The organism is Streptomyces phaeochromogenes, assembly GCF_001418655.1.
Classification (GTDB): domain Bacteria; phylum Actinomycetota; class Actinomycetes; order Streptomycetales; family Streptomycetaceae; genus Streptomyces; species Streptomyces phaeochromogenes.
Genome location: NZ_LIQZ01000214.1, coordinates 45,451 through 56,600 on the forward strand (window position 1 = coordinate 45,451; position 11,150 = coordinate 56,600).

At 70.5% G+C, this 11,150-nt stretch carries 10 protein-coding genes; 3 read left to right on the top strand and 7 right to left on the bottom strand.

What is annotated here, in order from left to right:
• Window positions 1-247: 247 nt before the first annotated feature.
• Window positions 248-1,252 carry an aldo/keto reductase gene (locus tag AOK17_RS27450; RefSeq protein WP_342671523.1) on the top strand — a complete coding sequence of 335 codons (1,005 nt, stop codon included), beginning with the start codon at window positions 248-250 and terminating at the stop codon, window positions 1,250-1,252.
• 70 nt (window positions 1,253-1,322) lie between these two features.
• On the opposite strand, the gene AOK17_RS27455 is transcribed toward AOK17_RS27450, so the two are convergent.
• On the bottom strand, window positions 1,323-2,186 hold the full coding sequence (locus tag AOK17_RS27455; protein WP_245697394.1) for a YwqG family protein: 864 nt from the start codon (window positions 2,184-2,186) through the stop codon (window positions 1,323-1,325).
• A gap of 112 nt (window positions 2,187-2,298) precedes the next feature.
• Window positions 2,299-2,904, bottom strand: a complete 606-nt coding sequence (locus AOK17_RS27460) for a hypothetical protein (protein WP_055615228.1) — start codon at window positions 2,902-2,904, stop codon at window positions 2,299-2,301.
• 194 nt (window positions 2,905-3,098) lie between these two features.
• Between AOK17_RS27460 and AOK17_RS27465 the strand changes: the two genes are divergently transcribed.
• Entirely contained in the window at window positions 3,099-3,845 is a 747-nt protein-coding gene (locus AOK17_RS27465; protein ID WP_055615229.1) for a DUF4142 domain-containing protein, read from the top strand.
• Window positions 3,846-3,868: 23 nt separating this feature from the next.
• On the opposite strand, the gene AOK17_RS27470 is transcribed toward AOK17_RS27465, so the two are convergent.
• The 5 genes from AOK17_RS27470 to AOK17_RS27490 all read right to left on the bottom strand — a co-directional run bounded on the left by AOK17_RS27470 (window position 3,869) and on the right by AOK17_RS27490 (window position 9,568).
• Window positions 3,869-4,402, bottom strand: coding sequence for a MarR family winged helix-turn-helix transcriptional regulator (locus tag AOK17_RS27470; RefSeq protein ID WP_055615230.1), 534 nt, complete (start codon window positions 4,400-4,402; stop codon window positions 3,869-3,871).
• Window positions 4,403-4,528: 126 nt separating this feature from the next.
• Window positions 4,529-5,617, bottom strand: coding sequence for a LacI family DNA-binding transcriptional regulator (locus AOK17_RS27475; RefSeq protein ID WP_055615231.1), 1,089 nt, complete (start codon window positions 5,615-5,617; stop codon window positions 4,529-4,531).
• Between the two features lie 263 nt (window positions 5,618-5,880).
• Complete coding sequence (locus AOK17_RS27480; RefSeq protein WP_055615232.1) at window positions 5,881-7,647, bottom strand: glycoside hydrolase family 35 protein; 1,767 nt, start codon at window positions 7,645-7,647, stop codon at window positions 5,881-5,883.
• Between the two features lie 95 nt (window positions 7,648-7,742).
• On the bottom strand, window positions 7,743-8,933 hold the full coding sequence (locus AOK17_RS27485; RefSeq protein ID WP_055615247.1) for an MFS transporter: 1,191 nt from the start codon (window positions 8,931-8,933) through the stop codon (window positions 7,743-7,745).
• 251 nt (window positions 8,934-9,184) lie between these two features.
• A complete protein-coding gene (locus tag AOK17_RS27490; protein WP_055615233.1) occupies window positions 9,185-9,568 on the bottom strand; it encodes a hypothetical protein in 384 nt (127 codons plus the stop codon).
• Between the two features lie 199 nt (window positions 9,569-9,767).
• Between AOK17_RS27490 and AOK17_RS27495 the strand changes: the two genes are divergently transcribed.
• Entirely contained in the window at window positions 9,768-11,021 is a 1,254-nt protein-coding gene (locus tag AOK17_RS27495) for a cytochrome P450 family protein (RefSeq protein WP_055615234.1), read from the top strand.
• Window positions 11,022-11,150 lie beyond the last annotated feature (129 nt).

Genomic DNA, 11,150 nt, shown 5'->3' on the forward strand with positions numbered 1-11,150 from the left:
CAGGACACACGCCACCTCAAGGCTTACCTGGAGGCCCCGACGGGCGCCTTACGTCCCTTCTGCTGGTGAACATCGGACACCCGGACGGCGAGGACTCCTGGCGCGAGCGGCAGGCACGGCTTCCCGCCGACGAGGCCCTGCGCTGGGCATAAGCAACTCCCGTACAGATATCCCCCCTTCAGCAATCCCCCCTTCAGATATCCCCTTTCAGATATCCCCCTTACGACAACCCGAACTTGGTGGAGACATGACCTTGCAGACACACAAGATCGGCGGGCGCGGCCTCGTCGCCTCCGTCGAGGGGCTCGGCACCATGGGCATGACCGCGATGTACGGCACCCCGGACGAGGGCGAGGCGATCAGGACCGTTCGCCGGGCGGTCGAGCTGGGCGTCACGATGTTCGACACCGCGGACATGTACGGGCCTTTCAGCGGCGAGGAGTTGCTCGGGCGGGCGCTGAAGGGCCGCCCTGGAGAAGACGAACTGGTCGTCGCGACCAAGGGCGGTGGCGTCACTCTCGACGAGACCGGGCAGTTCGTCGGCGGGCCCAACGGGCACCCCGACTATCTGCGGGCGTGCGTGGAAGGCTCGTTGCGCCGGCTGGGCATGGATCACATCGACCTGTACTACCTGCACCGCGTCGACCCGGGCGTGCCTGTCGAGGAGACCTTCGGCGCCCTCGCCGAGCTCGTGGCGGAGGGGAAGCTGCGGTACCTCGGGATCAGCGAGGCGTCCCCGGCGAGTATCCGGGCGGCGCACGCGGTGGCCCCGCTGTCGGCGGTGCAGACCGAGTACTCGTTGTTCAGCCGCACCGTCGAGGTCAACGGCGTACTCGACACGGTCCGTGAACTGGGCATCGGATTCGTGGCGTACGCGCCGCTCGGCCGCGGCTTCCTCACCGGGGCCGTGCGGTCGCTGGACGAGCTGCCCGCCCATGACTTCCGGCGCACCTCGCCGCGCTTCGCCGACGTGAACCTGGAACAGAACCTGGCACTTCTCGACCGGATCGTCGCGACGGCAGACGGCCTCGGCGTGACGAGCGGTCAACTCGCTCTCGCCTGGGTGCTCGCCCAGGACGGAGTCACGGCTGTCCCCGGTACGAAGCGGCGCAGGTGGCTCGAACAGAACGTCGCCGCCGCCGGCATCGAACTCGACCCCGCGACCGTCGCCGGGCTGAGCGCCGCGATTCCGGTCGGAGCCGCGGCAGGAGACCGCTACGCGCCGATGGGGATGGCCTCCATCCAGGAGTGATCCCAGTACCCCGGAACCCCGCGGTACCCCGGTACCTGCGCGAGGCGGTCCGGGCCGACGAGGGCCCGACTCAGCACTGCTGGTCGTACTGGAGACCGGCAAACCGTCTGGCGGCGATGTCCTCCCGTGTGCCCACGATCAGGTTCATGGTGAATACGTTGTAGTCGATCGCCTGCCCGGCCAGTTGCGCGAAGAGGACGAGCTCGCCCACGTCCGGTGCCATGTCCCACGAGTCGGAGAACCCGCCGAGCTGCACGCAGACGCCGGGGCGCTGTCCGCCGAAAGCCATGTCGAGGATGGCCTCCTCGAAACTGTCCAGCGCGTCCTCGGCTCCGTCCTCGGCTCCGGCTCCGTCCTCGGCTCCGTCGTTGGCTCCGTCGTTGGCTCCGTCGTTGGCTCCGCCCTCGTCCAGGAACGCGCGGGTCCGTGGGCCCGCTTCCCCGTCACCGTCGAGGGTCAGTCCGGGAACGGGATACAGGGTGCGTGGTTCATAGACCCTGACCTGCCCGGCCTCACCGTTGGATTCATTGGATTCCTTGGATTCATACGTCGCGGAGCGCTCCGTAGTGGCTGCTCCGGCAGGGACATGGAGCACCACGGACGACTCCGGCGGGTACTCGATCTCGGTGAACAGCAACAGGTGGCCGTCGGCGGGCAGTTCGATGTCCAGGACGTCCTGAGGCAGGGCCGTGCAGTCGACGCTCAGCACGAGCGGCTCTCTCGGTTCGGGCCAGTCCACCCCGTCCGGCAGTGCGGGGAGCCCGCCCGTTCGTGCGGCGGGGCGGGCGTTCTCCTGCCGGGACACCGGCACTTGTTCGTACGGCACCAGATAGAGGCACGGCCGGGTCCGGGCCATCAACTCCCGTGCGACGGGGCCCGGAACGCCGTACTTGGCGGCCGTCTCAAGCACCAGCGCTTCGTCGATCGATGTCATGCTCGCGATCGTGCCATGGGGCACTGACAGGTCACGGATCGCGGGATACGGCGAACTCGGCCGCGGTGCCTGCCGTCGACAGGTGCGTACCCGCGAATCTCCGAAGATCCGCTCACGCCTGGGCCGCCAGCAGTTCCAGCTCGTGGCCGACCGCGTCCGCCAGCCTTCGGGCGGCTCCGCGCTCCGCATGGCTGACCACGGTGAGTGTGACGGTCCGGCCGCAGGCGACCGCCCCGAAGTTCACGGTGCCCGGCCTGTGCAGCGGAGGGAGTGCGGCGATCCGGAGCAGGGGCCTGTGGTGCAGGGAGGATTGGCGATTCCGCCGCTTGAGTGCCGTCGTGCCGACCGCGGCGTAGGCGGGTGAATAGCCGCGCACCGCGAGGGAGTCGAGCACCCACGGCCCCGTGCGGTTCGCCGCCTCCACGATGCGGGTGACGTCGTGTTGTTCCCGGCCCCGCGAGCGGACCCCGGTGAGCAACTGGCGGCAAACCGTCAACCGGGCGTGGGGAGTTGACGTCTGCGACGGCAGCGGGACCCGCACGGCCGAGACGGTGTTGCCCGGCTGATGGGCGGTTTCCCGGGTGCGCAGGTCCACCGGGATCGATGCCTGAACCGGTGCCGCGTCCCGGCCGTCGGCCGTTTCGGTGTGGCCGTAGGTGGATCGCAGCGCGCCCGCGGCCCAGCCCAGGACTCGACCCGCCGGAGCGGGACAGCTCACCGATCACCGTCACCCTCAGCCCAACGATCACCCGACACCCGGGTCACCGGGCCTCGACGGGTCCCCCGGAGGGCCGGACCGGATCGTCGGACACCCTCACACCCGAACGAGTGCAAAATTTACCCTGAGCAATGATTGCATTGTGCTTCTGATCCGTACTCCCTGGAGTCCGAGCCGTTCACCCAGGAGGCACCATGCGCGTAACGCAACGCACGGCAGGAACCGTATTCGTCATCGGTGGGCTGGCCGTGACGCTCACCGCGCTCGCCTACCCCGCCCTCGTCGGGATAGAGAAGACGACGACCGACCAGGCACGGATCATCGCCAACACGCGGTACGGGCCGTTGACGGAGGCGGACCGGGACTTCGTCATCAAGGTCCGGGCGGCGGGGTTGTGGGAGCACCCGCTGGGGCTGATGGCCATGGAGCGGGGGACGACCCCGGAGATGAAGGAGGCGGGGAAGCATCTGGTCGCGGGGCACTCCGGGCTCGACGAGATGTGCCGGAACATCGCTCCCGAGCTGGGCATCACCCTGCCCAACCAGGCCAGCCCGCAACAGCAGCAGTTCGTGGCGACCGTGGACGGAAACACCGGCAAGCAGTTCGACACGACCGCGGTGAACATCATGCGGGTGACGCACGGGCAGATCTTCCCGACCATCGCCAAGATCCGGGCCAGTACGCAGAACAGCATGATCCGGCAGCTGGCCGACCTGGCCAACGACACCGTTCTCGACCACATCACCGTGTTGGAGAAGACCGACCTCGTCAACTACGACCAGGTCAACTTCCAGCAGACCACCCCGCCGAAGCTCCCCAAGGACGACACGACGCCGCCTGCGCCGCAGCCGGGCTCGCCCGTTCTCGTACTCAACGAGCCTCCGGGGCTGGACGTGAACACGAGCTCCCCGACGCCGGCTCCCAGCCCGAGCGCCGGGTGACCCGAACCGGAGGGAAAAAGCGCTCAGGCCTCGTGCGTCGCCGCCGCGTCCACCCAGCCCAGGGGGTACGGCTCCGCGTCGTCCAGCGCCGGGGCCAGGGGTTCGCCGCCCGCCTCGTTGAACGCCGTCAGCGCGTCGACGAGTGCCTCGCGCTGTTTCCGGGTGAGCCGTTCGACGATCGTGGAGATCTCGGCGCGCCGACGGGCGGTCACGTTCGCGACGGTGCGCCGCCCCTCCTCCGTGAGCTGCAGCAGGGTCTCGCGGCGGTTGGTGGGGTTGGTCTGCCGGTCGGCCAGACCGGCGGCGATGAGCCGGTCGATCATGCGCATGGCGGTGGACGGCGCGACCTGGAGCAGATCGGCGAGCGTGACCAGTTTGGTGGCGCCGCGCGTGGCGAGCACCACCAGCATCCGGACCTGCGGCAGCGTCACGCGCTCCTCGACCTCGGCGAGCGAACGCGCCGAGACCGCGACGAGAAGGCGGGAGGCGGTCATCACCGCATGGGTCACCGCGTCGACATCGTCCATGGCCCCGGCGGGGGTCTCGTGCTCCGGCATGTGTCCTTTGTATCCCGCCGAGGTGCCCGGCCACTCACCTGATCCGCACAGATTTTCCTTCTCCATGGCCTGCGTACGGAAGAGGACGGCCCGATGCCCCGGCCGTGCGGGTCGTCCGGGGACAGGTCAACGGCCCGGGGCCGGTCCCGTGCTCCTCCGGACGATCAGTTCGACCGGTACGACGCGGCCGACGGCCGGCTCGGGCGGGCCGTCCAGCTGGGACAGGAGCAGGTGCAGGGAACGGGTGCCGATCTCGGGGAAGTCGGTGCGGACCGTGGTCAGCGGGGGCAGCAGGTGCGCCGCCTCGGGGATGTCGTCGTAGCCGACGACGCTGACGTCGTCGGGGACGCGGCGGCCCGCCTCGTACAGGGCCCGCAGCAGGCCCAGCGCCATCTGGTCGTTGGAGGCGAAGATCGCGGTGACGTCGGGCCGGACAGCCAGCCGGCGGCCCAGTTCGTAGCCCGAGTCGGCGCTCCAGTCGCCGATGAGGGGCTCGGGGACCTCGGCCCCCGCCGCCTCCAGAGTGGCCCGCCAGGCCTCCACCCTTCGGTCCGCCGACAGCCAGCCCGTGGGGCCCGCGATGTGCCAGACCGTCGCGTGGCCCAGCGCCAGCAGGTGTTCGGTGGCCTTGCGCGCGCCCGCCCGGTTGTCGGCCGTGACGAAGGACGCGTCCTTGCCCAGGTCGTTCTCCAGCACCATGAGCGGGGTGTCCAGTTGGGCCTCCGCCAGCGCCCTGCCCACCCAGCGCTGCGGGGCGATGGCGATCACACCGTCCGCGCCCTCGGCCGACAGCGTGTCCACGGCCCGTACGACGGTGGCCCGGTCCGCCGTGTCCAGCGCGATGGAACTCACCAGGTAACCGGCCTCCTGGGCCGCCGTGTTGATCGCGGTCAGGATCGAGGCAGGACCGAACCGCGCCGCGTCGAAGGAGATCACGCCCAGCATGCGCGTTCTGCCGCTCGCCAGGGAGCGGGCGCTGCGGCTCGGGCGGTAACCGAGCGTGCGCATCGCCGTCAGGACCGACTCGCGGGTCTCGGGGCGGACGGACGGGTTGTCGTTCAGTACGCGGGAGACGGTCTGCTTGGAGACACCGGCCAGGCGCGCCACGTCGTCCATCACCGGCCGCGCTCCCGCGAAGTTGCGGCGGCTGCGGCCCTTGGGGAGGTCCTTGGGAGGGCCTTGGGGCGGCGCGCCGTCACCGGCACTTCGGGTCATGACGGGTGATGTCCTTCGGGTTCGTCCCGGCGGTCGTGCCCCGCCCGGCTGGCCCACAGGATAGGCCGCCGGGAGGGAGCGGGACCCGGCGGCCGGGCCTCGGGGCTCAGCCCGCCCGCATCACCCACGTGCGCCCCGGGCGATGTCCCGGACGCGCCCCGGGGCGACCGGTCCGCCACGCGGCCGGCCCCGTCACCGCACGCGATGGTCACGAGCCGCGAGCCGGGGTGCGGCGGGTGCGGGAACGCGCGAGTGGTGGGGCATCAGGGCTTCACCGGGCCGAGGTCGGGCGTGTCGGTGAGCAGCGCGCGGGTGCCGGTCGTGGCCTGGAGCTCCAGCAGCACCAACTCGTTGGTGCCGCGGCGCAGTACGGGCGCCGGGACGTACAGCGTGCGCTGCGGGCCGCGGTTCCAGTAGCGGCCGAGGTGGAAGCCGTTGACCCAGGCCTGGCCCTTGGTCCAGCCGGGCAGGGAGAGGAACGTGTCGGCGGGCGCGTGTACCTCGAAGGTGCCGTGGTGGAAGGCGGGACCGGCGTCCGCGGGCGCCTCGGCCGCAGGGGCGAAGGGCACGGAGCGCAGGTTGTCGAGTGCCAGCGGATGGCAGTCCCAGCCCTGCAGCGCCGTGCCCTTGAAGGTGACCGGGCCGAGCAGCCCCTTCGCCGCGCCGATGCGCGGGCCGTAGTTGACACCGCCCATGTTCTCCACGAGCACCTCGAGCGAGGCACCGGCCCGCGGAACGCGCACGGGCAGGACCTCCTCGTGGCGTTCACGTTCGAGTACGCCGACGGGGGCGCCGTCCACGAAGACCTGGGCGCGGTCGCCGACACCGCCCGAGAAGTGCAGGAGCCCGTCGCCGTCGACCGGGACGGTGGTGCGGTAGAGGACGTAGCCCGACCGCAGGCCCAGCTCCTCCGCGGTCACCGGGTCGGCGTCGACGCGGACGGGCTTGGCCAGGACGGTCGCGTGCGGGAGCAGGGCGGCCCGGCGGTCCAACTCCACTGTGGTGAGCGGGAGTTTGCGGGACGGCGCGGGGACCGGCTCGTCGGGGACGGGGGCGTGGCGGGCGATCACCTCGCGGAAGGCGTGGTACTTGGGGCCGGGGTCGCCGGACTCGGTGAGGGCGGCGTCGTAGTCGTACGACGTCACGATCGGCTCGTACGCGTGGTCGTGGTTCGCGCCGTTGGTGAAGGCGAAGTTGGTGCCGCCGTGGAACATGTAGATGTTCACGGACGCGCCCGCGGAGAGCAGCCGGTCGAGATCGGCGGCGGCGTCATCGGCATCCCGCACATGGTGCGGCTCGCCCCAGTGGTCGAACCAGCCGATCCAGAACTCCGCGCACATCAGGGGCCCTTCGGGCTGATGGGCGCGCAACTGCTCAAGAGAGGCCTCGACCCTGCTGCCGAAGGTGCCGGTGCTGAGGACACCGGGCAGGCTGCCTGCCGCCAGGTGCTCGGGGTTGGCCTGGTCGCAGGTGAAGAGGAGTTCGTCGATGCCGCGTGAGCGCAGGGACTGGGCGAGGTGTTCGAGATACGCGGTGTCGTCGCCGTACGCCCCGTACTCGTTCTCCACCTGTACGGCGATCACCGGGCCGCCGTTCGCGGCCAGTTGGGGCACGATCGGGGGCAGCAGCAGGTCGAGGTAGCGGTCGAGCGCGTCCGTGAAGCGGGGGTCGCTGGAGCGCAGCCGGATGTCGGGGTCGGTGGTCAGCCAGGAGGGCAGGCCGCCGCCGTCCCACTCGGCGCAGATGTACGGGCCGGGGCGCAGCAGGACGTGCAGTCCCTCGGAGCGGGCGAGGCGCAGAAAGCGCGGCAGGTCGAGGAAGCCGTCGAGGACGAGGGTGCCGGGCTCCGGCTGGTGGAGGTTCCACGGTACGTACGTCTCGACCGTGTTGAGGCCCATCAGACGGGCCTTGCGAAGCCGGTCGGTCCACTGGTCGGGGTGGATGCGGAAGTAGTGCATCGCGCCGGAGATGATGCGGAACGGCTCGCCGTGGAGGAGGAAACCGTCGGACGACGTCGTCAGAGCGGACATGCGGGAACTTCCTTTCGGTTCAACGGAGTTCGGGCACGGAGTTGGGGCCTGGAGTTCGGGGCGGGGACCGGCCGGGCCGGACCGGGGAGTCTTCGTCAGCGGACGTCGGCGTCCGTGTCCGTGTCGATGTCAGCGTCGGTGTCGGCAGTCCGTGTCGTGCGGATCAGCCACACCGTGGCCGCCAGGCACAGCGCCGAGACCGCGGACAGCAGGAGGGGCACCGCACGGACGCCGGACCACTCGATGGCCTTGCCGAGCGCGGGTCCGGCCGCGACTCCGCCGATCATGGACGCGGCGATGACCACCGCTCCGGCCCTACGGGCCTTCGGGGCGGCCCTGTTGAGCCAGGGCAGCCCGGTGGGGAAGATCGGCGCGATGAACAGCCCGACACCTGCGTACGCGTAGGGCGCGAGGCCCGGTACGGCGGCCAGCAGCAGGCAGACCGTCATGCCGGCGCACGAGACGGTGATGATGGCCTGGGCGGAGTAGCGCAGGGCGATCGGTGCCACGAGGAAACGGCCGACGGTCATCATCAGCCAGTACACGGAGGTCGCGGTGGCGGCGACCCCGGCGCCGTAGCCGACGGTCTCCAGATGGGTGGGCTCCCAGCCGCCGACGCCCGCCTCGATGCCCACGTGCAGGACGTAGAGGGTGACGAAGACCGCGAGCACGGACCCGAGACTGCGGCCGAGCACCTGCCGTCCGCCCCGCGCCCCCGCCGGTTCGCCGGTGGCGGGATGCGGAACATGGTCGCGTACGCCCCTGAGGCAGAGCAGCAGCGGCAGGTTGGCGGCGGCGAAGACGAGGAAGACCGCCGGATAGTGCTCGGAGCCGACCAGGCCGATCAGGGCCGGGCCGAGGATCGCGCCGACGCCGAAGTGTGCGTTGAGGATGTTGAGCATGGCGGTCGAGCGATGGCCGAAGCCGACGGCGAACAGCTGGTTGAGCCCATAGTCGATGCCGCCGAAACCCACCCCGGCGAACAGGGCCGCGGCCAGGGCGAGCGGCCAGTTCGGCGCCAGCGCGAAGCCCGCCGCACCGACGCCCATCAGGAGATACGAGGCGCCGAGGATCTGCCGGTTGCCGAACCGCCCGTACAGCCGGTCGAAGAGGAGGACCCCCGCGACCCCGCCGACGAAGTGGGCGCTCAGCCCCAGTCCGGCCGCCGAGGGCGAGAGCCCGAACTCCTCGCGGAAGGCGGGGATCGCGGGACCGTACAGCGACTGGAGCACACCGATGAGGACGAAGCCGACGCAGGAGGCGACGACGGCCGCCGGGCTGAACACGGGCTTGTCCGGGCCCACTTGGACATGATTCGGGACGCTCGCGACCGGTTGCGCGGTCGGCGGGCCTGTCACGTGGTCACTCACGCGGGACTCCAGTGGACGGCCCACACTCCCGTGGGCGACGAGCCGGCCCGGACGCCGGCGGCAGCGCTACGAGAACCATGATGTTACCGGTAACTCAGCGCCGTCAAGATCCCTGCGGCAGGACAGTGCGGGGTGAGGTCGCGGCCCGGGCGGAAGCCCCGAGTCGGTCAGGACAGGGTGGCGCGCAGGGCGGCGTGGAGGCCGGCCGGGTCCGTCCAGTGCCGGGTCCTGGTCGGCGGCACCCGCCAGTGCAGGCCGGGGGCGTACGTACGGTGCCGGGGCGGGATGGCCACATGCGAGCCGGTGCCGAGGATCTGGACCGGAGGGAGGTCCCAGTCGGCGGCCTCGCCGGGTGGGACGAGCCAGTAGAGGATGCCGTTGCCGCCGTAGCCGTCCTCGATGACGGCTCCCGTGCGCGGCCCGAGGTGTTCGAGGATGCTCAGGCCCGTGGCCAGCGGAACCCGCACCGCGTCCCACCACTCGCCCGCCGGGAGTGTCCGCACGTCCGGTCCGAGGGGCCGCAGCCATCTGGGGGCATCGCTGCTCGGCATGGTCCGGCTCTCACCGCCTCTCGCCCGGGGAGCACGACCCTAGGGCGGACGCGATTCACCAACTTGCCAGTACGCGTAGGGAACTTGTCGACATGCGCAGCACGTCCCGTGCGCTCTCGTTCGCGAACCCTACGGCCGCGTAGCGTCACTCGCCGTATTGGGTTCGAGCGGTTCGCGTTTCAGAAACTGGGAGGCTCCCATGTCAGAGCAGGGCTCCATCGTCATCGACCCGTCCGGTCGCGACATCCACGGCGAGGCGACACGGATACGCGAGCGCGGTCCGGTGACACGGGTAGAGCTCCCCGACGGTGTGGAGGCCTGGGCGGTCAGTAGTACGGACCTGCTCAAGAAGCTGCTCACCGACCCACGGGTGTCGAAGGACCCGCGGCAGCACTGGCCGGTGTGGATCAACGGGGAGATCTCTCCGGAGTGGCCGCTGTTCACCTGGGTCGCGGTGCAGAACATGTTCACGGCGTACGGGGGTGAACACAAACGCCTGCGGACCCTTGTCTCGAAGGCGTTCACCGCCCGCCGGACGGCCGCGCTGCAGCCGCGTATCGAGGAGATCACCAAGACGCTGCTCGACCGTATCGACGAGGCCGGGCGGCGGAGCGAGGTCGTCGATCTGCGCGAGGAGTTCTGCTATCCGCTGCCGATCCAGGTGATCAGCGAGCTGTTCGGACTGCCCGAGGAGAAGGGCGCGGAGCTGCGGGCCGTCGTGGACGGCATCTTCAACACCGCCGCCACGCCCGAGGAGGTCACCGACATCTATACGAGGCTGTACGCGGCCCTCGGTGAACTCGTCGCCGCCAAGCGGGAGTCGCCCGGCGACGACCTCACCTCCGCGCTCATCGCTGCGCGCGACGACGAGGGTGACACGCGGCTGAGCGAGCAGGAGCTGCTCGACACGCTGGTGTTGATGATCAGCGCGGGGCATGAGACCACGGTCAACCTCATCGACAACGCGATTCACGCGCTGCTGACCCATCCCGAGCAGCTCGCCCATGTCCGGGCCGGGCGGGCCACCTGGGACGACGTGATCGAGGAGACCCTGCGGGTGCAGGCGCCTGTGGCCAGCCTTCCGTTGCGGTACGCCGTGGAGGATCTGGCCGTCGGTGAACTGGGCGGGCCCGAGGGGGTGGTGATCGGCAAGGGGGAGGCGATCCTTGCGGCGTACGCCGCCGCCGGGCGTAACCCCGCGGATCACGGGGCTGATGCCGACCTCTTCGATGTCACCCGGGTGGGCAAGGAGCACCTTGCCTTCGGCCATGGGGTGCATTTCTGCCTTGGCGCGCCGCTGGGGCGGATGGAGGCTCGCATTGCGTTGCCTGCCCTCTTCGAGCGGTATCCGCGCCTTGAACTTGCCGTGCCTGATGGTGAGTTGAGTCCGGTGGCGTCCTTCATCTCCAACGGTCATCGGTCTCTGCCGGTGCGGTTGGGCGCGGCCGGCTGACGGGGGGGCACTGAAGGCACCGGTGCCTGGGGCTGTTTGCCATGTGCGGGTCCGTCCTCGTTGCTCGCGCAGTTCCCCGCGCCCCTAAAGGCACCTGTGCCCAGGGCGGTTTGGCACGTGCGGGCCCGT